This is a genomic window from Planomonospora sp. ID91781 (assembly GCF_015711595.1).
GTDB lineage: Bacteria > Actinomycetota > Actinomycetes > Streptosporangiales > Streptosporangiaceae > Planomonospora > Planomonospora parontospora.
This window is the reverse complement of sequence record NZ_JABTEY010000001.1, coordinates 3,415,619-3,442,475: the sequence shown is the minus strand read 5'-3', so window position 1 is coordinate 3,442,475 and position 26,857 is coordinate 3,415,619. Positions and strand designations below refer to the sequence as shown.

The 26,857-nt window shown below is 73.4% G+C and carries 25 protein-coding genes; 13 read left to right on the top strand and 12 right to left on the bottom strand.

Annotated elements, in window-relative coordinates; all coding sequences use genetic code 11:
- From HS048_RS15630 to HS048_RS15580, 10 genes are all read left to right on the top strand, one after another.
- A complete protein-coding gene (locus HS048_RS15630) occupies positions 1-1,059 on the top strand; it encodes an MCE family protein (protein ID WP_068894070.1) in 1,059 nt (352 codons plus the stop codon).
- The gene (locus HS048_RS15625) at positions 1,059-2,081 is read left to right on the top strand and encodes an MlaD family protein (RefSeq protein ID WP_230881626.1); all 1,023 of its coding nucleotides are present in this window, start codon (positions 1,059-1,061) and stop codon (positions 2,079-2,081) included. Before HS048_RS15630 ends, HS048_RS15625 begins: the two co-directional genes overlap by 1 nt.
- Entirely contained in the window at positions 2,078-3,226 is a 1,149-nt protein-coding gene (locus HS048_RS15620) for an MCE family protein (protein ID WP_307832488.1), read from the top strand. Before HS048_RS15625 ends, HS048_RS15620 begins: the two co-directional genes overlap by 4 nt.
- Positions 3,223-4,386, top strand: coding sequence for an MlaD family protein (locus HS048_RS15615; RefSeq protein WP_196467305.1), 1,164 nt, complete (start codon positions 3,223-3,225; stop codon positions 4,384-4,386). Before HS048_RS15620 ends, HS048_RS15615 begins: the two co-directional genes overlap by 4 nt.
- Positions 4,383-5,750, top strand: coding sequence for an MCE family protein (locus tag HS048_RS15610; RefSeq protein ID WP_196467304.1), 1,368 nt, complete (start codon positions 4,383-4,385; stop codon positions 5,748-5,750). Before HS048_RS15615 ends, HS048_RS15610 begins: the two co-directional genes overlap by 4 nt.
- Positions 5,750-6,472 (top strand): hypothetical protein, encoded by a 723-nt coding sequence (locus tag HS048_RS15605; RefSeq protein WP_196467303.1) that lies wholly within the window; start codon positions 5,750-5,752, stop codon positions 6,470-6,472. The genes HS048_RS15610 and HS048_RS15605 overlap by 1 nt, the downstream gene beginning before the upstream one ends.
- Before the next feature lie 49 nt (positions 6,473-6,521).
- Positions 6,522-7,175 (top strand): 4'-phosphopantetheinyl transferase superfamily protein, encoded by a 654-nt coding sequence (locus tag HS048_RS15600; RefSeq protein WP_196467302.1) that lies wholly within the window; start codon positions 6,522-6,524, stop codon positions 7,173-7,175.
- A 163-nt stretch (positions 7,176-7,338) separates the two neighbouring features.
- Positions 7,339-7,830, top strand: coding sequence for a MarR family transcriptional regulator (locus HS048_RS15595; protein ID WP_307832487.1), 492 nt, complete (start codon positions 7,339-7,341; stop codon positions 7,828-7,830).
- Between the two features lie 231 nt (positions 7,831-8,061).
- The gene (locus tag HS048_RS15585) at positions 8,062-8,736 is read left to right on the top strand and encodes an LppX_LprAFG lipoprotein (protein WP_068894075.1); all 675 of its coding nucleotides are present in this window, start codon (positions 8,062-8,064) and stop codon (positions 8,734-8,736) included.
- A 4-nt stretch (positions 8,737-8,740) separates the two neighbouring features.
- Complete coding sequence (locus tag HS048_RS15580; RefSeq protein ID WP_196467301.1) at positions 8,741-10,465, top strand: MFS transporter; 1,725 nt, start codon at positions 8,741-8,743, stop codon at positions 10,463-10,465.
- A gap of 139 nt (positions 10,466-10,604) precedes the next feature.
- On the opposite strand, the gene der is transcribed toward HS048_RS15580, so the two are convergent.
- From der to HS048_RS15525, 11 genes are all read right to left on the bottom strand, one after another.
- Positions 10,605-12,026, bottom strand: coding sequence for a ribosome biogenesis GTPase Der (gene der, locus HS048_RS15575; protein ID WP_196467300.1), 1,422 nt, complete (start codon positions 12,024-12,026; stop codon positions 10,605-10,607).
- The gene (gene cmk / locus HS048_RS15570) at positions 12,023-12,688 is read right to left on the bottom strand and encodes a (d)CMP kinase (RefSeq protein ID WP_068894076.1); all 666 of its coding nucleotides are present in this window, start codon (positions 12,686-12,688) and stop codon (positions 12,023-12,025) included. Before cmk ends, der begins: the two co-directional genes overlap by 4 nt.
- Positions 12,689-13,020: 332 nt before the next feature.
- Positions 13,021-14,160 carry a prephenate dehydrogenase gene (locus tag HS048_RS15565; RefSeq protein ID WP_196467299.1) on the bottom strand — a complete coding sequence of 380 codons (1,140 nt, stop codon included), beginning with the start codon at positions 14,158-14,160 and terminating at the stop codon, positions 13,021-13,023.
- A gap of 34 nt (positions 14,161-14,194) precedes the next feature.
- On the bottom strand, positions 14,195-14,554 hold the full coding sequence (gene aroH / locus HS048_RS15560) for a chorismate mutase (protein WP_068894078.1): 360 nt from the start codon (positions 14,552-14,554) through the stop codon (positions 14,195-14,197).
- A 76-nt stretch (positions 14,555-14,630) separates the two neighbouring features.
- The gene (locus HS048_RS38860) at positions 14,631-16,238 is read right to left on the bottom strand and encodes a pseudouridine synthase (protein ID WP_196467298.1); all 1,608 of its coding nucleotides are present in this window, start codon (positions 16,236-16,238) and stop codon (positions 14,631-14,633) included.
- Positions 16,235-16,795 carry an SMC-Scp complex subunit ScpB gene (gene scpB, locus HS048_RS15550; RefSeq protein ID WP_196467297.1) on the bottom strand — a complete coding sequence of 187 codons (561 nt, stop codon included), beginning with the start codon at positions 16,793-16,795 and terminating at the stop codon, positions 16,235-16,237. The genes HS048_RS38860 and scpB overlap by 4 nt, the downstream gene beginning before the upstream one ends.
- Entirely contained in the window at positions 16,788-17,618 is an 831-nt protein-coding gene (locus HS048_RS15545) for a ScpA family protein (protein ID WP_068894080.1), read from the bottom strand. Before HS048_RS15545 ends, scpB begins: the two co-directional genes overlap by 8 nt.
- A 110-nt stretch (positions 17,619-17,728) precedes the next feature.
- Positions 17,729-18,673 (bottom strand): ParA family protein, encoded by a 945-nt coding sequence (locus tag HS048_RS15540; protein WP_068894433.1) that lies wholly within the window; start codon positions 18,671-18,673, stop codon positions 17,729-17,731.
- 378 nt (positions 18,674-19,051) lie between these two features.
- Complete coding sequence (locus HS048_RS15535; RefSeq protein WP_231647108.1) at positions 19,052-19,954, bottom strand: tyrosine recombinase; 903 nt, start codon at positions 19,952-19,954, stop codon at positions 19,052-19,054.
- A 30-nt stretch (positions 19,955-19,984) separates the two neighbouring features.
- A complete protein-coding gene (locus HS048_RS15530; protein ID WP_196467296.1) occupies positions 19,985-20,614 on the bottom strand; it encodes an NUDIX hydrolase in 630 nt (209 codons plus the stop codon).
- A complete protein-coding gene (locus tag HS048_RS15525) occupies positions 20,611-22,281 on the bottom strand; it encodes a CTP synthase (protein WP_068894084.1) in 1,671 nt (556 codons plus the stop codon). The genes HS048_RS15530 and HS048_RS15525 overlap by 4 nt, the downstream gene beginning before the upstream one ends.
- A 154-nt stretch (positions 22,282-22,435) precedes the next feature.
- Here HS048_RS15525 and HS048_RS15520 point away from each other — a divergent pair, with 154 nt between their 5' ends.
- The 3 genes from HS048_RS15520 to HS048_RS15510 are packed head-to-tail and all read left to right on the top strand — an operon-like array spanning position 22,436 to position 24,393.
- Entirely contained in the window at positions 22,436-23,140 is a 705-nt protein-coding gene (locus tag HS048_RS15520) for an acyltransferase (protein ID WP_084007919.1), read from the top strand.
- A 10-nt stretch (positions 23,141-23,150) separates the two neighbouring features.
- Positions 23,151-23,789, top strand: coding sequence for a DUF4126 domain-containing protein (locus HS048_RS15515; protein WP_068894085.1), 639 nt, complete (start codon positions 23,151-23,153; stop codon positions 23,787-23,789).
- Positions 23,773-24,393, top strand: a complete 621-nt coding sequence (locus tag HS048_RS15510; protein ID WP_191893270.1) for a hypothetical protein — start codon at positions 23,773-23,775, stop codon at positions 24,391-24,393. The genes HS048_RS15515 and HS048_RS15510 overlap by 17 nt, the downstream gene beginning before the upstream one ends.
- A 214-nt stretch (positions 24,394-24,607) precedes the next feature.
- Here the strand turns inward: HS048_RS15510 and uvrB are convergent, their stop codons facing one another.
- On the bottom strand, positions 24,608-26,722 hold the full coding sequence (uvrB, locus tag HS048_RS15505; RefSeq protein ID WP_068894087.1) for an excinuclease ABC subunit UvrB: 2,115 nt from the start codon (positions 26,720-26,722) through the stop codon (positions 24,608-24,610).
- Positions 26,723-26,857 lie beyond the last annotated feature (135 nt).

Below are 26,857 nucleotides of genomic sequence, written 5' to 3'. Positions count from 1 at the left end.
GTGGCCCGATCGGGAGACCGCGTCCGGCGGCGCCGCACGCTGGTCAAGTTCGCGCTGTTCCTGCTCGTCACGGTCACGCTGATCGTCGCGATCGGGGCGCAGATCGCCCGGGTGGGGACCGGTGACACCTACCGCCTGACCGGCGTCTTCGACGACGTCTCCGGGCTCCGCACGGGCGACCAGGTGAAGATCGCGGGAGCTCCGGTCGGCCGGGTCGAGTCGATCGAGGTGGTCGGCGGCAGGGCCGAGGTGGTGCTGGGCGTGCGCACCTCGGTGCGGGTGCCCTCCGACAGCTCCGCGGCGGTCCGCTGGCGCGACGCGGTCGGCCAGCGGGTGGTGTACCTGGAGCCGGGGACCGCGAAGGACATGCTGGCCGACGGCGCGCGGGTGGAGCGGACCAGCTCGGTGGTGGACATCGGCGACCTGGTCGCCGACCTCGGCCCGCTCACCCGCAGCCTCGACCCCGAGCAGATCAACCGGCTGCTCACCGCGGCGGGCGAGGCGCTGGACGGCAACCAGGAGGACATCCCGCGCCTGGTGGACGACCTCGGCGAGCTGACCGCCACCGTGGCCGGGCGCAAGGAGGTCGTCAAGGGGCTGCTGGAGGACTACGCCACGGTGACCGAGGTGATCGCCCGCCGGGACGAGCAGATCGCCCGGCTGGTGGACGACCTGGTCGAGCTGACCGGCGCGTTCGCCCGCAACCGCAGGCTGGTCGACGAGGCACTGGTGGAGCTGTCGGCCACCGCCCGGGTCACCGACCGGGTGCTCGGTGACAACGCCCGGGAGTTCGGCCGGGTGGTGGACCGCATGGCCCGCCTCACCGGCGGGGTGCGCCGCAACCTCGACGGCGTGGAGAAGCTGCTGGGCACGCTCACCCCGCCGCTGCAGCGCTCGTTCCAGGTGACCGGCCGGGGCCACTTCGTGACCACGGCGGTGCCCTGCGTCGCGCTCGGCCCGCTGCCCTGCCCCTACCCCATGCGGAACCCGCCGCCGTTGCGCGGCGGCCTCAGGCTCACGTCCACGGGCGATCTGCGGCGCGTCCTGGTGGGGCCGTGATGATGGCGCTCAAGTCCTTCCGCGACCGCGACCGCAGGGTCGTCGGCGCGGTCTCGGCGGCGGCGCTCACCGCCGTGCTGGTCGCGACCTTCCTGGTCGGCAACCTCGGCCTGCTGGAGGGCGGCTACACGATGTCGGCGATCCTGCCGGACGCCGCCGGCCTGCGCGCGGGCAACGACGTGCGGGTGGCGGGCGTGCCCGTCGGCGAGGTCACCGAGGTCCGCGCCGACTACGGCCGGGGCCACGTGGTGGTGACCTGGAAGGTCGACGACGGGGTCAGGCTCGGCCCGCGGACCCGCGCCGAGGTCACCCTCTCCAACCTGCTGGGCGGACGCTACATCAGGCTCACCGGGCCGGTCACCCGGCCCTACATGGACGAGCTGCCCGAGTCGGAGCGGCTCATCCCGATGGAGCGGACCGGCACCCCGACGCTGATCCCCGACGCGCTCAAGGACGCGACCCGGCTGGTGCAGCGGCTCGACACCGACGCGGTCGACAGGCTCCTGCGGGAGCTCTCCGAGCTGGAACCCGCGCCCCGGGGCCGGGTGAGCCGGCTGCTGGACGACATCGGCGAGCTGTCGGAGGTCATCGGTGAGAGCGAGCCCGAACTGCAGCGGCTGCTCGACGCCGGCGACCGGGTCATGAAGCTGCTGGACGCCAAGGACGCCCAGCTCGGCCGCCTCGTCGACTCCGTCGAGGTGATGCTCGACGAGCTGCGCCGCCGCCGGGCCGAGCTGAAGACCCTGCTCGGCGACGGCAGCGACCTGGTGAACGCCATCGGCACCCTGATCGCCGAGCACGAGAGGAACCTGGTCGCGGTGGTGGACGACGCGTCCGCGATCGCGGGCCGCCTCGACTCAGCCCGCGGCCTCGACTCGGTCCTCGCCTGGGCCGGGCCCACCTTCTCCGGGCTGGCCGCCACCGGCGGGCAGGGCCCGTGGATCGACGTCATCGCCACCGGGCTCGGCCCGATCAACCCCGAGGTGCTCGGCGCCATCCGCAAGGACAGGAGGGACAGGTGACCCGCCCCGAACCGATGACGCGCCCCGGCCTCGTGCCCCGCCCCGGCCCTCGGGTGGCGGGCCGCGGGCCGGGTGCCCGGCGGCCGGGCCCGGCCGCGGCGGGCTCCGGAGCCCGCCGGTTGGTCGCGGCACTGCTGGTCCTGGCGCTGGCGGCCTCGGCGGGAGGCTGCTCGCTGCTGCCCGGCGGGGCGGCGCCGTACCGGCTGACCGCCTACTTCGGCGCCGCGCCCTCCCTGTACGAGCAGGCCAAGGTGAAGGTGCTGGGCCTGGACGCGGGCACGGTGGAGAGGCTGACCATCGAGGGCGAGCGGGTCCGCGCCGACCTGCTCGTCGACGGGAACGTGCCGCTCCCGGCCGACGTACGGGCGGTGGTGGCCCCGCAGAACACACTGGGTGAGCGGAGCGTGGTGCTGCACCCGCCCTGGAAGCCGGGCCGGCCGCGGCTCGCCCCGGGGGCGGTGATCCCCCTGGAGCGCACCGACCTGCCCGTGGAGATCGACGACGCGCTGGCGGCGTTCACCAGGCTCACCGACGCCCTCGACACCGATCGGATGGGCGACGTGGCCGGAAACCTGGCCGACACCGTCCGGGGCCGCGGCGAGCAGATCAACCGAGCGCTGGCCGACGCGGCCTCGCTGAGCCGCACCCTCGCCGGGCAGGACGAGAAGCTGATCGAGCTGGCCGACGGCCTGAACCGGCTCGCGGGCAGCCTCAACCGGCGCGAGAAGCAGGTCGAGACCACAATCGACGCCTTCGCCGAGGCCAGTGCCGCGCTGGCCGACGAGCGGCGGCGCACCCGCCGCTTCATCACCGGCCTGGCCGGGCTGGTACGGCGCGGCGACGTGCTGCTGGAGGCCTACCAGGAGCGGCTGCCCCGGGGCGTGGCGAACCTCGCCGAGGTGGTGCTCACCCTGAAGGCGAACAGCGAGTCCGCGGCCCGGGCCATCGCCGGGGCACGCGGCTTCGTCGACGGCGTGGTGATGGCCTGGGACCGCAAGCGCCACGTGCTCACGTTCCGCCTGGTGCTCAACGCGCTGACCCGGGCCTGGCTGGCGCCGCTCTTCGACGCCCTGGAGCTGGGCGAGGTGCCGTGCCTGCCCGGGGAGCTGAGCAACTGCCCGTGGGAGCGGAGGAGGAACCGATGACCCGGTGGAGCCGGACGGCCGCCCGACCGGCCGGGAGAGCCCCGGTCCTCCCTCCGGCCCGCGCCTGCGCCCCGGCCCGCGGCCTGGTCCCCGCACTGACCCTCCTCCGCGCTCCGGCCCGCGCACTGACTCTCCTCCGCGCTCCGGCCCGCGCACTGGCTCTCACCCTGGTCCTCGCCACCAGCGCGGCCTGCTCGCTGCAGACCCTGGGGGCGCCGTCCGGCGAGCTGACCCTCACCGCGGTCTTCGACGACGTGCAGAGCCTGGTGGCCGGGCACAGCGTGCAGATCGCCGACGTGCGGATCGGGAGCGTGACCGGCATCCGGCTGGAGGGCTACCGCGCCAGGGTCACCATGTCCGTCGAGGACGGCCACCGGGTGCCCGAGGGCACCTCCGCGGTCGTCGCCAAGACCTCCATCCTGGGCGAGAACTACGTAGAGCTGAGGCTGCCCGAGGGCGAGGGGGCCGCGGACATGTCCACCGGCCCCTTCCTCGCCGACGGCGCGGAGATCGCCGAGACGTCGGTGGAACCGGACATCGAGCAGGTCACCGAGCGGGCCGGGCCGCTGATCGACGCGCTCGGCGCGCAGGACGTGAACGCGATCCTGGACGCGGCGGCGACCGGGATCGGCGGGAAGGGCCGGGACCTCAACCGCCTGCTGCGGCAGACCGCCGACGTCGCCGCCGCCTACGCCGGGTCCCGCGCGGAACTGGCCCGCACGATCGACGGCCTGGCGGAGCTGGGCGACGACCTGGCCGCGGGCTCCGGCGAGCTGGACCGGCTGCCCGGCAGCCTCCAGGCCGCCGCCGCCCGGCTGAACCACGGCCGCAAGCACGTCAAGAAGACCCTGAAGGAACTGACGGCGCTGGCCCGCGAGGTCAACACCACCGTCTACCCCCGGCACGCGGCCCGGCTGCGCACCCTGCTGCGGCGGCTCGACGCCGTCTCCGCGGCGACCGTGCGCGGCAAGGAGGACCTGAAGCTCCTCCTCGACCGGGTGCAGTACTTCGTCGACCAGCCGCCCATCGTGGTGAACGGCCAGCTGCTGGCCTACGTCTGGATGAAGGGCCTGCTGCTGCCGGAGCCGGGAGACGGCGACCGGCCCCGGCGGCCCGACCCGGCCGGTGACCTCCGGCTGCTGCTGGAGCCGCCGCGATGAGGAACCGCGTCCTGGTCAACCTCGGCTTCTTCGCGGTGCTCGGCGTCGTGATGACCGTCTGGGCGTTCACCAGCGTCATCAGGCTGGACGTCATCGAGCGGCCGTACCGGATCAACGCGGAGTTCGCCTCCTCCCCCGGCCTGGTGCCCGGTTTCGACGTGGCCTACCTCGGCGTGCGGATCGGCCGGATCGACGGCGTGGCGCTCGCCCCCGGCAGGATCACGGTGGCGCTGGACATCGACCGCGGCGTGCGGATCCCCCGCGGGGCCGGAGCCGAGGTGCGCCGCAAGTCCGCGATCGGCGAGCCGTACGTGGAGATCTCCCCACCGGAGGCCGGGGCCCCGGACGGCGTCCTGGCACCCGGCGCCACCATCCCGCTGGCCGCCACGTCGGTCCCGCTGGACTACCGGGAGCTGTTCGACGGGGTCGGCAGGCTGCTGGACGCGGTGCCCCCCGAGGACGCGCGGACCATCGTGGGCGAGCTGGCCGCCGGGCTGGACGGCCGTACCGCGTCGATCCGCGAGCTCGTGGACAACGCGCACGACGTCACCGCCACGCTCGCCGGGAACGCCGAACTGCTGGACGAGCTCTCGGTGAACCTGACCCGGCTGACCGGCACGCTCGCCGGCCGGCGGGAGGAGCTGGCGGAGGGCGTGACCGACCTGGCGGCCGTGACCCGGTCGCTCCGCGAGTCCCGCAAGGAGCTGTACACCGCCCTCGAACACGGCCCCTCCTTCTTCCGGCAGGTCGACCACCTGCTCGGCACCGCCCGTCCCGGCCTGTCCTGCGTGCTGACCGCCGCGGGCCGGAACCCGGGCGTGGTGTTCACCCCGCGGGCGCGGGCGCACGTCACGAACCTGCTGCGGACGGTCCCGACCGCCCAGGTCCTGCTGGCCGACGTGACCGAGAAGCACTCCGGAGGGCTGTACGGCAGGGTCACGTTCGTCTTCAGCGTCCCGGGCGGCCCCGAGGCGGCCGAGGAGTACCGCAGCCCGCTGGCGGGCCCGTCGGTGCCGCAGGCCGGTTCCTGCCCGGAGCGGGCCGTACCCGAGAGCACCGGGCGCAGCGACGACGACCCGGACACCGGTCCCCACCCGGACGGAGCCGCCGGTCCGGCGGACGGGACCGCAGCGAGCACCGGGGCCCCGGACGGCGGGGCGGCGTCCGGGGGCGGCGCTCCCACCGGCCCCGGCGAACCCGGCGGCCCGGCCGGGGCCGGGGAGGCGCGGGACGCCGCCGGTCCCGCGCCGCAGGACCTCACCCCCCTCATCGTCGCGGTCCTCGCCGCCGTCGCCGTCTCCGGCGGCGTGCTCGGCTGGATCGCCGTCGGCCGGGCGGCCCGCCGCCGTGAACAGGAGCACTGATGAGTCCCACCTCCCAGAAGTCAGCGGATCCCGCCGAAGAGGCCCCCGCCATCGACAGCACCGCCGCCGACACCCCCGCCGAAGAGTCCGGAGAGCCCGAGAAGCCCGGAGAGCCCGGAGAGCCCGGGAATTCCGGGACGCCCGCCGCGGCGTGGCGCAGGAGGCTGGTCTGGGCGGTCGCGGGAGCGCTCCTCACGGGGGCGGCGGCCTTCGGCGCGGTGCAGTGGGTCTCCGCCGAGCGACTGGCCGACCGGCTCGCGGCCGAGCGGAGCGAACGGCTCGCGGTCTCCGCCAGGGCCGGGGAGTTCGCCGTGGCACTGCAGACCTACGACCACACCGATCTGCAGGCCTACCGCGACCGGGTCTTCGGCCTGTCGGGCGAGGACTTCGAGAAGACCTACGACGAGGCGTTCAGCCCGCTGGAGAGCGTGATCAGCGCGATGAAGGCGTCCTCCACCGCCTCGGTCCGCGACGTCTACGTCTCCGAGGTCGCCGACGGCAGGGCCAGGGCCATCACGGTCGTGGACTCCCAGGTGAAGAGCACCGCGGGCACCCGGCGCATGCTCGGTGCCCACATGGAGCTGGGCCTGGTCAAGGTCGGCGGCCAGTGGAGGGTGAACGACGCCACCGTGATGGGCGCCGCCGACGAGCTCGTGACCGACCCCGACGGCAAGGCCGTCGAGCCCGGCCCCGCCCCGAGCCCGACCGGGAAGAACGAGTGACTCGGGCGATATAACCCATCATTCCTCCCGAAAGCCCTAATCTGGGCGAATGCGCGATTGTCTGGTGCTGGCCGGCCCCACCGACGAGATCTGCTCCCCGGCCGCGATGGACCTGCTCACCGAGGTGGAACGCGGGCGCGCGGCGGCGTTCGTCCGGGAGTCCGACCGGCGCGACTTCGTCGCGGCCCACGTGCTCGTACGGCGGTGCGCGGCCAAGGTGGCCGGGGTGCCGGAGGACCGGCTGACCCTGCTCCAGGTCTGCGAGCACCACGGGCCGGGGCACGGCAGGCCGTACATCGCGGAGATCCCCCGGCTGGGCGTCAGCCTCAGCCACACCCGCGGGTACGTGTGCGCCGCGGCGGGTCCCGGCCTGGTCGGCGTGGACGCCGAGCAGGTCCCGCCGGGCCCCCTGGACGAGTCCCTGGCCGGGCAGGTGCTCGCCCCCGCGGAGCGGGAACTGGTCCGGGGCAACGAGGAGCTGATCCGGCTCTGGACGCGCAAGGAGGCGCTCGTCAAGCGCGGCGAGCTGACCCTGGACGGCCTGCGCACCGCCGACCTGTCCACCCTCCCCCTGGACCTCCCGCCGGGCGGCCGGCACGCCCTGCGCTGGCAGGGCCGGCACCTGCTCGAGTGGCGGGCCGGCGAGGACGGCCGGGAGATCGCGGTCTGCGTCGTCTCCGACCACCCCGCCACGCTCGGCTGAGCGCCGGGACCCCTGAGCCCCGGCCTCCGCCCCGCGGGACCGTCCGCCTCACCCGTGCCGGGCCTCCCCCGCCGCCTGAGGTAGGTTCTGTTCATGCACCGGGGACGGGACCCGGTAGGACGGGCGTCCCCGGCATGGCGGAGGAGCTGCGGCGAGGAGAGCGGTGCGCGGGCAGAGCGGTGAACGACCGGTGAACGGCGAGGCGCCTCGCTGGCTCACCTCGATCGAGCAGCGGGCCTGGCGCACCCATCTGGCCGCCCACAAGCTCCTGGAGCACCGGCTCGACCGGGAGCTGCAGGCCTTCGGCCTCTCCCTGAACGACTACGAGATCCTGGTCAACCTCTCGGAGAGTCCCGGCCACCGCATGCGTATGAGCGACCTGGCCGACGCCACCATCCAGTCCCGCAGCCGGCTGTCCCACCAGATCTCCCGGATGGAGGCCGCCGACCTGGTCGCCCGGGAGACCTGCCCCGACGACCGGCGCGGCACCTTCGCCGTGCTGACCGGGCACGGCTGGGCCACCATCCAGAAGGTGGCGCCGGAGCACGTGGCAGGCGTGCGGCGGCACTTCATCGACCTGCTCACCGACGACCAGCTCCGCGAGCTGGCCGCCGCCTACGACCCCGTGGTGGACCACCTCAAGAATCTGCGGTGAACCGGCGGCCGTGAAACCCGGGCGGTCCCGCCGGGAGCGCCACGGACGCCTCGGACGCCTCTGACACCACGGACGCCTCTGACACCACGGACGCCTCTGACACCACGGACGCCTCTGACACCACGGACGCCTCTGACACCACGGGCCCGGGCGACATCACGGGCGCCGGTGAAGCGAAACCGATACCGGCCGGGCCCCCACCCGCGACCGGGCGGTCGCTACGATCCGGCCATGTCTGCTCGCCGGATCTTCGTCGCCGCGCTGGCCGCCGCGCTCTCCCTGATCACCGCCTGCACCGGCGGTTCCGACCCCGGGAGCGCCCTGCCCAGCGGCCCCGACCTGGTCAAGCGGTCCGCGGAGGCGATGCGGACCGTCACCTCGGCCTCCTTCACGATGGAGGCCGAGAACACGCCGAGGCTCCAGGTCAAGAAGGCCTCCGGCCGCCTCAGCGCCAACGGGGACGCCGACGGCACGATCCAGCTCGACTTCGCCGGCAGCCTCCAGGAGATCAGCTTCGTGCTGGCCGGGGAGACCGTGCACTTCAAGGGCGTCACCGGCGGCTTCCAGAAGATGTCGCGCAGCGAGCTGGCCGCCGTCTACGACCCGTCCGCCATCCTCGACCCCGAGCGGGGGGTCGTCCGGCTCCTGGGCAACGCGCTGGACCCGAAGACCCAGGCGGAGGAGAAGCTCGACGGCGCCGACGCCTACCGGCTCTCGGCCACGCTCTCCCAGCAGATCCTCGCCGCGCTGGTGCCGGGGATCGCGCAGAGCGTGGAGGGCACCCTCTGGATCGACAAGGCCAGCAGCCGCCTCCTCAAGGCCGACCTGCCGATGGCCGAGGGCAAGGTCACCGTCACCTTCGACGACTACGACGTGCCGGTCCAGGTGACCGCTCCGGCGGGGTGACGGCATGCCCTCCCCGTCCCTCCCCGATCCCGGCCGTGACGCCCCCGGCCGTGACGCCCCCGGCCGTGACGCCCCCGGCAGTGCTCCCGGCGGCGTCCCGGGCAGTGCTTCCGACGGCGCCCCCGGCGGGGGTGTCCCCCGCGGCGGCCGGGCTGCCCGGCGGCGCGTCGCCCTCGGCGTCGGCGGCACCGCGGTGCTGCTCGCCGCCCTGGACGCCTACGTCGTGGTCACCGTCCTCGTCGACATCGCCGAGGACGTCGGCGTCCCCCTCAACCACCTGGAGCGGGCCACCCCGATCGTCACCGGCTTCCTGCTCGGCTACGTCGCGGCCATGCCGCTCCTCGGACAGCTCTCCGACCGGTACGGCAGGCGTCCGCTGATCCAGCTGTGCCTGGCGGGCTTCGCGATCGGCTCGGTCGTCACCGCGCTCGGTGACACCGTGCCCTGGCTGGTCGCCGGGCGTACGCTCCAGGGCGTCGCGGGCGGCGCACTGCTGCCCATCACCATGGCGCTGGTCGGCGACCTGTGGGACGAGCGGGGGCGCCCGCCGGCGCTCGGCGCGGTCGGCGCCGCCCAGGAGCTCGGCAGCGTCCTCGGACCCCTGTACGGCGCGGGCCTGGCCGCCCTGGTACCGGCCTCCCTGCACCTCGGCGCCGTCCCGCTCGGCGGCTGGCGCTCGATCTTCTGGCTGAACCTCCCCCTGGTCGCCGTCGCAGCGGTCGCCGTGCAGCGCTCGGTGCCGCCGCCCCGGCGGGCGGACCCGGCGGAGACCCCGGTCACCGCCTCCGCGCAGCCCCCGGCGGAGAACCGGTCGGAGAACCGGGCGGAGCCGCCGCCGGCACGCGTCGACCTGATCGGCGGCCTGCTGCTCGCCCTCTCCCTCGGCCTGCTCGTCGCCGGGCTCTACAACCCCGACCCGAGCACGTCCGTGCTCCCTCCCTGGGGGCCACCGGCGATCGCCGCCGGGGTCGCGGCGGGCGCCGCGTTCGCGGTGTGGGAGGTGCGCGCCCGCACGCGGGTGATCGACCTGGCCGGGGTGGCGCGCGGCCCGTTCTTCGCCACCCTCGCGGTCAGCTTCCTGGCCGGCGCCGCGCTGCTGGTCACCCTCGTGGACGTGCAGTTGTCGGCGCAGACACTCCTCGGCCTGGGGACCCTGGACGGCGCGCTGGTGCTCTCCCGCTTCCTCGTCGCGCTCTCCGTGGCCGCCCTGCTGGGCGGGGTCATGGCCCGCCGGTACGGCGAGCGCCCGGTCGCGGCGCTCGGGCTGGCGGTCGCCGCGGTCGGCTACGTCCGGATCGGCCAGTGGCCGCTCGACCTGGCCGCCGCCGGGTACCGGATGGACGCCGACCTGGTCACGGCCGGCCTGGGGCTCGGCGTGGTGATCGCCCCGATCTCCTCGGCGGTGCTGCGCGCCGTACCGTCCGACCGGCACGGTGTGGCGTCGGCGGCGGTGGTCGTGGCCCGGATGATGGGCATGCTGCTGGGCGTGGCGGGCCTGTCCGCCTGGGGCTTCCACCGGTTCCAGTCGCTCACCGCCGACCTGGACACGCCGCTCCCCTTCGGGGTGGAGGCCGACGTCTACGCCGAGCGGCTCGCCGCGTACGAGGCGGCGGTGAAGGCCGCCCTGCACACCGAGTACAGCGAGATCTTCCTGCTCACCGCGGCCCTGTGCGCCCTGGGCGTGGTGGCCGCGCTGTTCCTGCCGCGCCGGCCCGCGGCCGCCCCCTGACGGGCGGCCGCCGAGGATGTCCCGTGTGCACGGCCCGCTCACGGCCGCCCTGCGCCCCGGGACGCGGACACGCCCGGAAAAGCCGTACGGCCCGGCGGGAGGCCGGGCCGTACGGTGGCAGGTGTCCCGTGGGACGCCGCTACTTCTTCTTCTGCGCCTGCTTCTTCTCGCGGATCCGCATCGTGACGTCGAGGGGGGAACCGGCGAACCCGAACTCCTCCCGGATCCGGCGCTCGATGAAGCGCCGGTAGGTCTCCTCCAGGAAGCCCGAGGTGAACAGCACGAACTTCGGCGGTTCGGTCGCCGCCTGCGTGGCGAAGAGGATCTTGGGCTGCTTGCCGCCGCGCACCGGCGGCGGGGTGGCCGCCACCAGGTCGGTCAGGAAGGCGTTGAGCCGGGCCGTCGGGACGCGGGTGGACCAGGAGTCCAGCGCCTTCTCGATGGCCGGGACCAGCCGGTCGACGTGCCAGCCGGTCTTGGCGGAGATGTTCACCCGCAGCGCCCACGGCACCCGGACGAGCTGCCGGTCGATCTCCTTCTCCAGGTAGTAGCGGCGGTCCTCGTCGAGCAGGTCCCACTTGTTGAAAGCCACGACCATGGCCCGGCCGGACTCGATCACCAGCGAGATGATCCGCAGGTCCTGCTCGGTCAGCACCTCGCTCGCGTCGATGAGCACGATCGCGATCTCCGAGCGCTCCAGGGCGCTCCTGGTGCGCATGCTGGCGTAGAAGTCGGCGCCCTTGAGCTCGCGGTCGCGGCGGCGGATGCCGGCGGTGTCCACGAAGCGCCAGGTCCTCCCGCCCAGCTGGATCAGCTCGTCGACCGGGTCGCGCGTGGTGCCGGCCATCGGGTCGACGAGCACGCGCTCCTCCCCCGCGAGCTGGTTCAGCAGCGAGGACTTGCCCACGTTGGGCTTGCCCAGCAGCGCGACCCTGCGCGGACCCCGCTCGGCGCCGAAGCGCTGCGGGGGCGTCTCGGGCAGCTTGTCGAGCACCACGTCGAGCAGGTCGCCGCTGGAGCGGCCGTGCAGGGCGGAGACCGGCTGGGGCTCGCCCAGGCCCAGCGACCACAGCGCGGCGGCCTCCAGCTCCATCTGCTGGTTGTCGACCTTGTTCGCGGCCAGGATGACCGGCTTGCCGGAGCCGCGCAGCACGTGGCCGACGATCTCGTCGGAGTCGGTCACCCCCACCGTGGCGTCCACCACGAACAGGATGACGTCGGCCAGCTCGGCCGCGATCTGCGCCTGCTCGGCGATCCGCAGGGCCATGCCGGTCGCGTCCGGGTCCCACCCGCCGGTGTCGACCACCGTGAACCGGCGCCCGCGCCAGGTGGCCTCGTACGTCACCCGGTCGCGGGTCACCCCGGGCACGTCCTCCACGACCGCCTCGCGGCGGCCGATGATCCTGTTGACCAGCGTGGACTTGCCCACGTTGGGGCGGCCCACCACGGCCACCACCGGGAGCGGGCCGGAGTCCGGCGCCTCTTCCCGCGAGCTGTCGTCGGTACCCAGATCGGCGAGCTCGGCGTCGATCCAGCCGCGGTCTTCTTCGTGTTCCGTCACACTTTTTCCTTGATCAAACGCAGTACCTCGGCGATGACCTCTTCGAGGTTCAGCGCCGTGGTGTCGAGTTCGACGGCGTCGGACGCCATCGCCAGCGGGTCGGTCTTCCGCGTCGAGTCCAGGGTGTCGCGCCTGGCCATCGCGGCCTTCTGCGCCTCCACCGTGGTGCCCGCCAGCTCGGCCGTACGGCGGGCCGCCCGGGCGTCCGCGCTCGCGGTCAGGTAGATCTTGACCGGGGCCTCCGGCGCCACCACGGTGCCGATGTCGCGGCCCTCGACCACGATGCCGCCCGCGCCGATGATCTCCCGCTGCTCGGCGACGAGCCTGCGCCGCACCTCGGGCACGGCGCTGACCGCGGAGACGGCGGCGGTGACCTCGGCCGTGCGGATGGGCGCGGCGGCGTCGGCGCCGTCCACGGCCACCGCCGGCGCGTCGGGGTCGGTCCCCATCACCAGGACCGGATCCAGCGCCCTGGCCGCGATCGCCGCCGGGTCGGCCAGGTCGACCTCCTGCCGGAGCATCCACCAGGTGATCGCCCGGTACATCGCCCCGGTGTCGAGATAGCGCAGACCCAGTGCCCGCGCGACCCCGCGCGACGCGCTCGACTTGCCCGATCCCGAAGGCCCGTCCATGGCGACGACCAGCCCGGTCACCGTGTTCATCTGTGGCTCGCTCCGCTCGTGGACGCCCCGCGCGCCCGGCCTTGGCCCCCGGCGCCGACGGGGCGGTTTGCCGCCCGCTTGAGTTGTCCGTACGAGGTTACCGGGAGCGGGGAGGGAACCACGCATCGACGGCGGCGGCCGTACCGGGCGCGGGCGGGCGCCGGACGGATCGGGGCGGGCGCCGGACCGGCACCGGCGGGGCGGATCAGGGCGGGCGCCGGACCGGCACCGGCGGGGCGGGGCGGATCAGGGCGGGCGCCGGCCGCGCCCTACGGGCCCGCCCGGCGGACGGCGGCCCACGAGGTCAGGGCAGCGGCCGCGGGCCCGCAGGGTCAGGGCAGGTGCCAGCCGTGGGCCCGCAGCGCCTCCGAGAGCGCGGCCGCCGCCTCGGGCTGCACGAACAGGTCGGCGGCGCCCAGCGGCAGACCGGGAGCGTGCTCCAGGCGGACGTCCTCGATGTTGACCCCGGACGCCTCCGCCACCTGGAACAGCCGGGCCAGCTCACCCGGGCGGTCGCCGATGATGACCTGGACGGTCGCGTAGGTGCGCGCGGGGCCGCCGTGCTTGCCGGGGATCCGGCCGGTGCCGGCGACGCCGCGGTGGAGCAGGTCGGTGACCGCGCCCATCGCCTCCGCCGCCGCCTCGTCCGCACCCTCCCGCGCGGCGCAGGCCCGCAGGGAGGCGGCCGCGGCGGCCAGGTCGGCCGCCACCGCCTCCAGGACGTCCGCCACCGGGAGCGCGTTGCCCGACAGGATCCCGGTCCACAGGCCCGGATCGCTCGCCGCGATGCGCGTGACGTCCCGGACCCCCTGCCCGGCCAGGCCGAGCGCGGTGGCGGGGGCGTCGGCGAGCCGCGCGGCCACCGCGGCGGAGGCCACGTGCGGCGCGTGCGAGACGAGCGCCACGGCCCTGTCGTGCTGGACGGCGTCCACCTCGACGGCCTCGCCGCCGCAGAGCTTGATCAGCCCGCGCAGCATCTCCAGCGCGTCGGGCGAGGTCTCCTCCACCGGGCACAGCGCCCAGGGGCGGCCGAGGAACAGGTCGGCGCGGGCCGCGGCGGGCCCGGAGCGCTCCCGGCCGGCCAGGGGGTGCCCGGCGGCGTAGGAGGACAGGTCGCAGCCGAGCTCCCGGGCCCCGCGGATCGGCAGGGCCTTGACGCTGGCCACGTCGGTGTAGAACCGCGCGGCCCCGGCCCGCTGGAGCTCCGCCAGCTGCCCGGCGACCAGGTGCGGCGGGACCGCGATGACCGCCAGGTCCACCGGCCGCCCCGGATGCCACTCGACGCCCGGGTCCAGGTCCGCGGGCCGCCCGGGGCTCCACTCGACGCCCGCGCCGAGCTCCCGGGCCAGCCGCAGGGCCGCCGGGTCCCGGTCGGTCAGGTAGACGGTCACGCCGTGCTCCCGCAGGGCCAGGGCGACCGAGGTGCCGACCAGGCCCGTGCCGACGACGAGGACGGACTCCGGACCGCTCATGTTCCCTCCCTGGACGTGGTGCCGCATGAGGGAATCATTGGGCGATGTCCACCCGCAGCGCCACCGCGCCACGCAGGTAGACGTGCTGGATCTCCTGGCGGGGCCTGTCGGTCTCCACGTGCGCCATCAGCCGCACGACGTGCGGCAGCGCCCCCGGGACGTCGATCTCGGAGGCGCAGATGAGCGGCACGTCGTGGAAGCCGAGCTTGCGCGCCGCGAGGGCGGGGAACTCCGCGGTCAGGTCGGGCGTCGCCGTGAAGATCACGCTGATCACGTCGTCGGTGGTGAGCGCGTTGCGCTCCATCACCTCGGTGACCAGCTCGGTGACCCCGGACAGAATGGCGTCCCGGTCGTTGCCCTCGACCTGGATCGCACCGCGGATCGCCCGCACCATCGTCGTTCCTCCGTACTGTTCACGCCGGATCGCCCGTCGCGATCCGGCGTGTCCCGAACGTGCGTATTCAGGAAGGTTACAGTCCGACGGCGGCGTACAGTTCGCCGACCTCCTTGACGGTCAGCGCGCGGACCGTGCCCGGCTTGAGCCGGCCCAGCTTGACCGGGCCGAACTCGATGCGGGCCAGGTCGATGACCGGGTGCCCGACCTCCTCCAGCATGCGCCGGACGATGTGCTTGCGCCCCTCGTGCAGGACGATCTCGACCAGGGCCTGCTGCCCGTGCTCCTGGACCAGGGCGAAGGAGTCGGCCTTGGCGAGGCCGTCCTCCAGTTCGATGCCCTTCTTCAGGCGGCGGGCGAGGTCGGGCCTGATCCGGCCGGGGACCTTCGCCCAGTACTTCTTCTGCACGCCGTAGCTGGGGTGGGTGAGGCGGTTGGCCAGCTCACCGTCGTTGGTGAGGATGATCAGGCCCTCCGTCTCGGTGTCGAGGCGGCCCACGTGGAACAGGCGCTCGGTGCGGTCGGCCACGTAGTCGGCGAGCGACGGCCGCCCCTCGGGGTCCGACATGGTGCTGACGACGCCGATCGGCTTGTTGATCGCGAAGTAGACCAGGTCGGGCATGGTCGGCAGCCGCTTGCCGTCGACGTGGATGACCTGCTTGGCCGGGTCGACGCGGGCGCCGAAGCGGCGGACCACCTGGCCGTCGACCGTCACCCGGCCGTCGCCGATCAGCTCCTCGCAGGCGCGACGGCTGGCCACCCCGGCCTGGGCGAGCACCTTCTGCAGCCGGACGCCGCCCGGGACCTCGGTGGTGTCACGCTCGTCGACGTAGTCGCGGTCGTAGAAGTCCGAGTCCCGCTTGGGCTGGCGGGCGGTCTTGAACCTGTCGTTCTCGATCGTGCCGGGCCTGCGCCCGGCCTTCGGAGCGGAGGCCCGGCCGGGGACGGTGCGACCGCCCTGCGCGGGACGGCCCTGGGAGGGACGGCCCTGGCCGTACCGGTCGGTGCGGGATCCGCCGATCGTCTGCACCTCGTCGCGCCGGCCGGGCCTGCCGGACCCGCCGCGCGAACCGCCCCGGTCGTCCCGGCGCGGGGCCCCGGAACGGGGGCCCTCACGGTCGTCACGGCGTCCGGAGCCGCCCCGGTCGTCACGGAAGCCGCCGCGCTGCTCGCGGAAGCCGCCCCGGTCCGCCCGGAACCCGCCGCGGTCATCCCGCGCGCCGAACCCGCCCCGGTCGTCACGACGCGGAGCCTCACGCTCGTCACGCCGCTCCGGACGGAACCCGCCCCGGTCGTCCCGCCGCGGAGCCTCGGAACGGAACCCACCCCGCTCACCACGGGACTCGAACTCCTGCCGGTCGTCACGACGCGGAGCCTCGGAACGGAAACCGCCCCGCTCACCCTCGGCGGGCCTGCCGTACCGGCTGCGCGAACCGCCCCGGTCGGCGCCGAACCCGCCCCGGTCGTCACGACGCGGAGCCTCACGCTCGTCACGCCGCTCCGGACGGAACCCGCCCCGGTCGTCCCGCCGCGGAGCCTCGGAGCGGAAACCGCCCCGGCCCGCCCGGAACCCGCCGGAGGACGAACCACTCCGGGAACCGCCGCGGGGGTTGCCGCCGCGCGGGGCGCCGCCACGGCTCTGACCGCGTCCCTCACCGGACGGGGTACCACGCCTGTTGTTCACTGCTTCTGCTCCTCTAGGGTTTCCACGTCGTCGGGCAGGAAGGGGGCCAGCTCGGGGAGCTCGTCGAGATCCCGCAGGCCCATCCGCTCGAGAAAATATGAAGTCGTCCGGTAGAGCACGGCCTGGCTCTCCGGTTCGGTGCCGGCCTCCTCGACCAGCCCCCTGGCCACCAGGGTGCGCATGACGCCGTCGCTGCTGACGCCCCGGATCGCCGCCACCCGCGCCCGGCTCACGGGCTGCCGGTAGGCGACCACGGCCAGGGTCTCCAGCGCGGCCTGGGTGAGCCGCGTCTGCTGGCCGTCGCGGACGAACCGCTCCACCACGGAGGCGCACTCGGCCCGCGTGTAGAACCGCCAGCCGCCCGCGACCTCTCTCAGGTCGAAACCCCGGCCCGCCTCCGTGTATTCCGCCGACAGCTCGCGGAGCGCGGCGGAGACCTCGGGGACGGGGCGCTCCAGCACCTGCGCGAGCGTCACCTCGGCCACCGGCTCGTCGACCACGAGCAGGATCGCCTCCAGCGCGGTGCGCAGGCCGGGTCCAGGCGGCGCGTCAGCCATCTGCGGGCTCTTTCCTCGTCCGGTCGTCGTAGTCGTCGGCCACGGCGACGTCCCCCTCGTCGCTGCCCGTCCAGGTCACGTACAGCTCCCCGAGGGGCTCCACCTGCTCGAAGGAGACCGCCGCCTCCCGGAAGAGCTCCAGGACGGCCAGGAACCGTGCGACGACCTCGAAGGTGCCGGCGCAGTCGGAGGTGAGCGCCCGGAAGGTCGCCCGGCGCAGCCGTCGCAACCGCTCGACAAGGATAACCGCCTGTTCCCGGACGTTGGCGAGCGGTTGGTAGATGTGGGCCACCGAGACCGACGGCGGGGTCTTGGGTGCGAAGGCCCGCCGGGCGATCTCGGCGAGGCGGTCGGGGCCGATGCCGAGGACCAGCTCGGGCAGGAGACCCGCGAACCGGGCCTCCATCGGCACGGTCCGAGGGAAGCGCAGGGCCTCCTCCGCCATCCGCCCGGAGAGGACCTTCGCGACCTCCTTGTAGGCGCGGTACTGCAGGAGGCGGGCGAACAGCAGGTCGCGGGCCTCCAGCAGGGCGAGGTCCTCCTCGTCGTCCACCTCCCCGGAGGGCAGCAGCCGGGCGGCCTTGAGGTCGAGCAGCGTCGCGGCGACGAGCAGGAAGTGGCTCGTCTGGTCCAGGTCCCACTCCGGGCCCCTGGCCCGGATGTAGGCGATGAACTCGTCGGTGACCTTGCTGAGCGAGACCTCGGTGATGTCGAGCTTGTGTTTGGAGATCAGGCCGAGCAGCAGGTCGAAGGGACCCTCGAAGACCTCCAGGTGCACCCTGAAGGCGCCGTCGTCCTCGGCGGTCTGCGGCTGCTCGGTCATCCGGCCATTGTCCCGCACCGCCCCGCGTCACCGGTCCGTGCCGCGCACCTCACCGGCCCGGGGCGCCCGCCCCACGCGTCCCCGGCGCCTGTCCCGTGCCGGGACGCGCCTCAGCCCTCCGCCGCGTCCCAGCGGGCGAGGACCTCCCTGGCCAGCTCGCGGTAGGCGCTCGCCCCGAGCGACGAGGAGTCGAAGCTGGTGATGGGCTCGCCGGCCACGGTCGCGTCGGGGAAGCGGACCGTCCGGTTGATCACCGTGTGGTAGACCTTGTCGTCGAACGCCTCGACCACCCGCGCCAGCACCTCGCGACCGTGCAGGGTGCGCGCGTCGTACATCGTGGCGAGCAGGCCCTCGATCACCAGCTCCTCGTTGATGCGCTCCTGGACCTTGGTGATGGTGTCCATCAGCAGCGCGACGCCGCGCAGCGCGAAGAACTCGCACTCCAGCGGCACCATGACGCCGTGCGCGCAGGCCAGCGCGTTGATCGTGAGCAGGCCCAGGGAGGGCTGGCAGTCGATCAGGCACACGTCGTAGTCGGGCAGCAGGGGCTTGATCACCCGGCCGAGCACCTGCTCGCGGGCGACCTCCGTGACGAGCTGGACCTCGGCCGCGGACAGGTCGATGTTGCTGGGCAGCAGGTCCATGCCCTCGACGCCGGTCTCCAGCAGCACGTCCTCGGCGGTGACCTGGCGGTCCATGAGCAGGTTGTAGACCGTCAGGTCCAGCTGGAGGGGGTTGATCCCGAGGCCCACGGAGAGGGCGCCCTGCGGGTCGAAGTCGACCAGCAGCACCTTCAGGCCGGCCTCGGCCAGGGCCGCGCCGAGATTGATGGTGGTGGTGGTCTTGCCGACGCCGCCCTTCTGGTTGACCATGGCGACGACGCGGGCCGGTCCGTGGACCGTCCGCGGGCGTGGGTCGGGGAACACCGGCCGGGGGCGCCCGGTAGGGCCGAGCACTCCCCCCACGCCGGGGGTCCCGGCGGTCTTGGTGTCACCCCAAGGGTTCTCGGGGGTTCCGGGCGTCGCCCGGATGGAACCGTCGGTGGTCGCAGTCACCAGTCGAACCTCCCTGACGGCCTCGGACCGGACCGTCCGGACGGACACTATGGCATGAACCCCCTGGGCTGAAAAGTCCAGGTCTTTCCCGCGTCCGCCTTGACAGGTCACGGCTCGGACCTTGATGATGCCCTGCCCCCACCCGGGATGGGGGAGCCGGTTCCCGCTGAGCGCGCCACCGCGGCCGCGGCGACACTCGAGACAGTATCTCAGGAGGCGCCGCCCGTCGCACTACTACGCGCCTCCCGTCCCGTTACCGGCCGCACCCGCCCGCTCCGTCCCGGCCGCGCCCGCCCGCTCCGTCCCGGTCTCGGCCGCACGCCCGTCCGTTGCCGGCCGCACGGCCGCCCCGTTCCCGGTTTCGCGCCCGCCCCGCCCTCACCTCGCACGCGGGTGCGCGGCGGTGTACACCTCCCGCAGCCGTTCCGCCGCGGCCAGTGCGCGCGTCCGCGCGGCGGCCGGAGCGTGTCCGAGCAGTTCGTGCACCGTCCCGGCGTCCGCGCCCCCGGCCAGCAGGTGGGCGGCGAACGAGTGCCGCAGCACGTGCGGCGAGACCCCGGCCAGCCCGGCCCGCTCGGCGGCGGCCTGGAGGACCTCCCAGGCGCCCTGCCGGGTGAGCCCGCCGCCGCGGGCGTTGAGGAGCAGGCTCCGCCCGTCCCGGCCGTGGGCCGCGATGCCCGGCCGGGCCGCGGTGAGGTAGGCCTCCACAGCGTCCGCGCCGGGGCGGCCGAGCGGCACCGCGCGGGTCCGCCCGTCCTTGCCGCGGAGCCTGACCTGCGAGGCGTCCGGGGCCAGGTCGACGTCGTCCACGGTGAGGCCCACGGCCTCGGAGATCCGCGCGCCGGTGCCGTACAGCAGTTCCAGCAGGGCCCGGTTGCGCAGTGTGAGCGGGGCGCCGGCGGGACCGGAGGCGGCGATCAGCCGCTCCACCTCGCCGACGTCCATCGCCCGGGGCCGGGGCCGCAGCCGGCGCGGCGGCCGGACCCGGTCGGCGGGGTCGTGCCCGGAGACGCCCTCGCGCAGCGCGAAGCGGTGCAGACCCCGCACCGCGGAGACGGCCCGCGCCGCCGAGCCGGCGGCGAGGGCGCGGTGCTCCCCGTCGCCCTCGCTCAGCGCGGTCAGGAAGGCCGTCACGTCGGCCTCGGCGACCTCGCCGAAGGTGACGCGGCCGCGGTCCCTCAGATGACCCACGTAGCGCAGGAGGTCACGGCGGTAGGAGGCCAGGGTGTTGGCGGCCAGTCCCCGCTCCACCGCCAGGTGGACGAGGTAGCTGGAGAGCACGGCCTCCGTCTCGCTCAGGGTGTCCTCCCGTCATGCCTCCGGCGCGTCGGCGGGCCGCAGTGAGGCGAAGCCGTCCGCCGAGGCGGCGTATGCGGCGAGGATACCGGTGACGGCCTGGGAATTGTGGATCATTCCTCCCAGGGCGCGCCGTACGGCTTCGGCCAGCGAGACCCAGACCACCGGCATGTCGGCCTCCTCGTGCCTGCGGACGAAGTCCAGCTCCCCGGCGGGGATCGGACTCACGTCCCGGGCGAGGAAGATCCGGGTCCGTTCGTCCGACATCCCCGGCGAGACGAACGTGTCGACGAGGGTGTGCCAGGTCCCGGCCCGGTGCCCCGTCTCCTCGGCCAGCTCGCGGGCGGCGCCGAGGTGCAGGGGCTCGCCCTCGACGTCCCGCAGACCGGCGGGCAGCTCCCAGAGCAGGCGCCGGGCGGGATGGCGGTACTGGCGCAGCAGCAGCACCCGCTCCTGGTCGTCCAGCGCGACCACGGCCACCGATCCGGGGTGGACGACGTAGTCGCGGTCGACCACCTCCCCGTCGGGCATGACGACGGCGTCCGTCACACCGGTGATGACCCGGGCGCTGAAGTGCCGGACGGTGGAGACGACCTTCCACTCCTCGGGGACGTCCTCGACGTCCCCGAACCCCGGGCCGCTCACTTGCCCCGCCCCGCCCTGGCCACGGTGCCGCGGCCGTCGGCGTAGACGAGGGCCGCGCCGATCAGGCCCTTGAACAGCGGGTGCGCGCGGGTGGGCCGGGAGCGGAACTCCGGGTGGGCCTGGGTGCCGATGAAGAACGGGTGCACGTCGGTCGGGAGCTCGGCGTACTCCACCAGGCGGCCGTCGGGCGAGAGCCCGGAGAAGACCATGCCGACCTTCTCCAGCTGCTCGCGGTAGGTGTTGTTGACCTCGTAGCGGTGCCGGTGGCGCTCGTCCACCTTGGCCTTGCCGTACAGCTGGCGGGCCAGGGAGCCCTCGGCGAGCTTGGCCGGGTAGAGGCCCAGGCGCATGGTGCCGCCCATGTCGCGCTCGCCGGAGACCACGTCCTCCTGGTCGGCCATGGTGGAGATCACCGGGTGGGTGGTCTCGGGGTCGAACTCGGTGCTGCCGGCGTCCTCGATGCCGGCCAGGGTGCGGGCGGCCTCGATGACCATGCACTGCATGCCCAGGCAGAGGCCGAGCAGCGGGACGCGGTTCTCGCGGGCGTGGCGGACCGCGCCGAGCTTGCCCTCGATGCCGCGCACGCCGAAGCCGCCGGGGATGAGCACGCCGTCGACGCCGTCGAGCTCGCGCTCGGCGCCCTCGGGGGTCTCGCAGTCGTCGCTCTTGACCCAGCGGATGTTGACCCGGGCGTCGTTGGCGAAGCCGCCCGCGCGCAGCGCCTCGGTCACCGACAGGTAGGCGTCGGGCAGGTCGATGTACTTGCCGACGAGCGCGATGGTCACCTCCTTGGCCGGGTGGTGCACCCGGCGCAGGAGCTGCTCCCACTCCTTCCACACCACGTCGCGGAAGGGCAGGCCCAGGCGGCGCACGACGTAGGCGTCCAGTCCCTCGGAGTGCAGCACCTTGGGGATGTCGTAGATGCTCGCCGCGTCGACCGCGGAGACGACGGCGTCCTCGTCGACGTCGCACATGAGGCTGATCTTGCGCTTGATCGAGGTGCTGACCGGCCGGTCGGAGCGGAGCACGATCGCGTCGGGCTGGATGCCGATGCTGCGCAGCGCGGCGACCGAGTGCTGCGTCGGCTTGGTCTTCAGCTCACCGCTCGGCCCGATGTACGGCAGCAGCGAGACGTGCAGGAAGAACACGTTGTCGCGGCCGACCTCGTGGCGGACCTGGCGGACGGCCTCCAGGAAGGGCAGCGACTCGATGTCGCCGACGGTGCCGCCGACCTCGGTGATGACCACGTCCACGTCGGGGCCGGCCATGGACCGGATCCGGTCCTTGATCTCGTTGGTGATGTGCGGGATGACCTGGACGGTGTCGCCGAGGTACTCGCCGCGGCGCTCCTTGGCGATCACGTTGGAGTAGACCTGGCCGGTGGTCACGTTCGCCGAGCCGTGCAGCTCGGTGTCGAGGAACCGCTCGTAGTGGCCGACGTCGAGGTCGGTCTCGGCCCCGTCGTCGGTGACGAAGACCTCACCGTGCTGGAACGGGTTCATCGTCCCGGGGTCGACGTTGAGGTAGGGGTCGAGTTTCTGCATGGTGACCCGGAGGCCGCGCAGCTTGAGGAGGCGTCCCAGGCTGGAGGCCGTCAGTCCCTTCCCCAGACTGGAGGCGACACCGCCGGTGACGAACAGATGCTTGGTGTGTGCGGCGCTGCGCAAGGAGTCTCCCGTGGTCGTGACAGATCAGTCGGCACACCCTCTTGGGAGGCCTACAGGTCCACGGGCTCTCAGAATATCAAAGCCCGTTCCCTGGACGCCCGCGCGGCCCCTCTCCGTTCCGCCCGTAAGTGACCAAGCGGTAATTTTGCCTCTTATGTCGCTTCGAGACGTGGTACGGCGTGCCGCCGGGACCCTCATCCACCGTGGCTGGGACGCGATCCGCGCGGCCGGCACGGTCAGCCCGGCCAACCCGGCCGGCTACCGCTTCCGCCGTCTCGGCGAGGGCGTCTGCATCGCGTTCCCGGTCGGGGCGATCTTCGGTGAGGCCTGGATCGAGATCGGCGAGCACACCCTCGTCGGCGAGCGCGTGTCCATCTCGGCGGGCATGGGCCCGGGGGTGGACCTGGGCCCGGACTCGATCGTGCGGATCGGCGGCGGCTGCTCGATCGGCCGGGGCAGCCACATCGTGGGCCACCAGTCGATCGACATCGGCGACCACGTGTTCACCGGCCCGTACGTGTACATCACCGACCAGAACCACGTCTACGACGACCCCGGGACGCCGATCGGCCGCCAGTGGCCGCGCAACAACCCGGTCTCCATCGGTTCGGGCTCCTGGCTGGGCACCGGCGCGATCATCCTGCCGGGCACCCGGATCGGCCGCCAGTGCGTGGTCGCCGGCGGCGCGGTGGTCCGCGGCGCGTTCCCCGACCACAGCGTCATCGCGGGCGTCCCGGCCCGGGTCGTCCGGGAGTACACCCCGGGCGAGGGCTGGCAGCCGCCGCAGATCCGTGCGGTTCTGCGCCTGCCGGGATCCATTCCCGGCCCCGGAGCGTTGGAGGATGCACAGGAGCCATGACGGAGGTGTGATGCTCGCGGCGCTGACCGGTCTGGGTCTTTCCACGGCGGCCGGGCTGAACGCCTACATACCGCTGCTCGTCGTCGGCCTGCTGGCCAACCTCACCGACCACGTGCGGCTGCCCGAGGAGTTCGCCTGGCTGTCGAACGGCTGGGTGCTGGCGATCATCGGCGTGCTGTTCCTGGCCGAGGTCGTGCTCGACAAGGTCCCGGTGGTCGACAGCGTCAACGACATGGTCCAGACGGTGGTCCGGCCGGCCTCCGGCGGGGTGGTGTTCAGCGCCACCGAGGCCGCGGCCCGGCTCGACGGCTCCGACTGGATGGGCGCGAACCCCTGGGCCGGCTGGGTGCTGGGCATCGGGATCGCGCTGGCGGTGCACGTGATGAAGTCGGCCGCCCGGCCCGCGGTCAACGCCTCCACCGCCGGAGTGGGCGCGCCGGTCGTGAGCACGGTGGAGGACGCCGGATCCCTCGGCATCAGCCTGATCGCGGTCTTCCTCCCCGTCCTCGTCCTCGCGGTGGTGGCGGCCCTGGCCCTGCTCGCCTGGCGGGTGGTCCGCGCGGTACGGCGCCGCCGCCGCGCACCCGGCCGCGCGGGCTATCCTCGAGACATCCGAACACTCTCGCAGGGAGGTGACTCCGATCGGTGAGTTTCTCGTCGTCGTCCTGGTGATCCTGCTGTTCCTCCTTGCCCTGGGGGCGGCCGGGATCTACCTGCTGGTCAAGGTCGGCAAGAAGGCAACGAAGAAGGCCCGCAAGGTGACGACCCGGGTCGTCTCCCACGTGGCCGCGATGGATCCCGGCGAGGCCGGTGAGGCCGAGCGGATGCGCCTGGACCTGCGCCGCGAGGTCTCCATCACCCGGCAGGCGGTGGACCACGCGCTGCAGGGCGGCTGGGGCCTGGGCGAGCTTCCCCAGCTGATGGCCGAGATCGGCGCGCACGCCGAGCAGCTCGACGCCCAGCTGGGCATGTACGCCCAGCAGAGCCGCGTCTCCCCCTACGTCGACCACGCCGCGCTGGCCCGCCTGCGCGAGCACCACGCCAAGCTGACCACGGCCTGCGCCCGCATCCGCGCCGACCTGCTCAACGACCAGATGGCGCACTCCGCCGGCGGCATCGAGGAGATCCGGAGCCGCACCGACCTGGAGATCGAGGCCCGCCGCCAGGCCCCCGTCCTCGACCCGCTGGACCAGATCGACGAGCTCTACAACCGCACGATGATCGACCGGGCCCGCCCGGAGGAGCCCCGCTGACAGGTCACCCGCTGTGGCATGACGAACATGTCACGTTACCTTCGAACTGGAACCGGCGGTGAAGGCCTACGTCCCCACCGGGATCCACCGTGGGCGGCTCCGGGCGAACATCGGCTTCGACGTGGACATCGACCTGGATCTGAGCACGTTCATCCGCGACTGAGGCCGGTGCCGCCGCGCGGGTGGGGTCCTCACCCGCGCGGCGGCGTCCCGGTCAGGAGACCCCGGCCTCGCGCATGTCGCGAACCTCGCGCTTGAGCTCCTTGATCTCGTCGCGGAGCCGGGCCGCGACCTCGAACTGGAGGTCGGCGGCGGCCTGGTGCATCTGCTCGGTGAGCGAGGCGACCAGTTCCTCCAGCTGGGCCCGGGGCATCTCCCCCGCGATCGCCTTGGCGTGCTGGCCCGCCGCCTGCCTGCTGCCGAAGCCCGGGACCGGCGCCTTGCCGCGGGACTGCTGACGGCCGCCGCCGCCGAGGAGCTGGGCGGTGTCGGCGTCCTCCCGGTTGAGCGAGTCGAGGATGTCGGCGATCTTCTTGCGGAGCGGCTGCGGGTCGATGCCGTGGGCCTCGTTGTAGGCCATCTGCTTGGCCCGGCGCCGGTTGGTCTCCTCGATCGCCCGCTCCATGGACGGGGTGATCCGGTCGGCGTACATGTGGACCTGGCCGGAGACGTTGCGGGCAGCGCGGCCGATGGTCTGGATGAGCGAGGTCTCCGAGCGCAGGAAGCCCTCCTTGTCGGCGTCGAGGATCGCCACCAGCGACACCTCGGGCAGGTCCAGGCCCTCGCGGAGCAGGTTGATGCCGACCAGCACGTCGAACTCGCCCATCCGCAGCTCGCGCAGGAGCTCGATGCGGCGCAGGGTGTCGACCTCGCTGTGCAGGTAGCGGACACGGATGCCGAGCTCCAGCAGGTAGTCGGTGAGGTCCTCGGACATCTTCTTGGTCAGCGTGGTGACCAGGACCCGCTCGTCCTTCTCGGTGCGGGTGCGGATCTCGTGGACCAGGTCGTCGATCTGCGACTTCGTCGGCTTGACGATCACCTCGGGGTCCACCAGCCCGGTCGGGCGGATGACCTGCTCGACCACCTCGCCCTTCGCCCTGCCCAGTTCGTACGGTCCCGGGGTGGCGGACAGGTAGACGGTCTGGCCGATCCGCTCCAGGAACTCCTCCCACTTCAGCGGGCGGTTGTCCAGCGCCGAGGGCAGCCGGAAGCCGTGGTCGACCAGGGTGCGCTTGCGGGAGGCGTCTCCTTCGTACATCGCGCCGATCTGCGGGACGGTCTGGTGCGACTCGTCCAGGACCAGCAGGAAGTCCTCGGGGAAGTAGTCGAGCAGGGTGTTGGGCGCGCTGCCCGGGGCCCGGCCGTCCATGTGCCGGGAGTAGTTCTCGATGCCGGAGCAGGTGCCGATCTGCTGCATCATCTCCAGGTCGTAGGTGGTGCGCATGCGCAGCCGCTGGGCCTCCAGGAGCTTGCCCTGCCGCTCCAGCGCCTCCAGCCGCTCGGCCAGCTCCGCCTCGATGCCCCGGACCGCGGTGGCCATCCGCTCGGGGCCGGCGACGTAGTGGGAGGCGGGGAAGATGAACAGCTCGTCGTCCTCGGAGATCACCTCGCCGGTCAGCGGGTGCATGGTCGAGAGCTTCTCGATCTCGTCGCCGAACATCTCGATCCGGACGGCGAGCTCCTCGTACTTCGGGATGATCTCGATGGTGTCGCCGCGCACCCGGAACGTGCCCCGGGTGAAGGCGAGGTCGTTGCGGGTGTACTGCATGTCGACCAGGCGGCGCAGCAGCCGGTCGCGCTCGACCTCCATGCCGACCCGGAGCGGGGTCATCCGGTCGACGTACTCCTGGGGGGTGCCCAGGCCGTAGATGCACGAGACCGAGGCGACCACGATCACGTCGCGGCGGGTCAGCAGCGAGTTGGTCGCCGAGTGGCGCAGCCGCTCGACCTCGTCGTTGATCGACGAGTCCTTCTCGATGTAGGTGTCGCTCTGCGGGACGTAGGCCTCGGGCTGGTAGTAGTCGTAGTAGGAGACGAAGTACTCGACCGCGTTGTGCGGCATCATCTCCCGCAGCTCGTTGGCGAACTGCGCGGCTAGCGTCTTGTTGGGCTGCATGACCAGGGTGGGGCGCTGGAGCCGCTCGATCAGCCAGGCGACCGTGGCGGTCTTGCCCGTGCCCGTGGCGCCCAGCAGGACGTTGTCCTTCTCACCCGCCTTCACGCGTCGCTCCAGCTCGGCGATCGCGGCGGGCTGGTCACCCGACGGGATCATGTCCGTGACGACCTTGAAGGGAGCCGCCTTGCGCTGCAAATCTGTTACCGGCCTCACCTGTCCCACTGTAGGCGGCGGCACCGACAATCCTTGTTCAACCGTCCGGCAAGCGGACCGCAAGCCGGGTGCCGTTCACTGTCCTGCGGGCTCACGCCCACAAGGCATGATGTAACCGATATGTCCGGTTTTTAA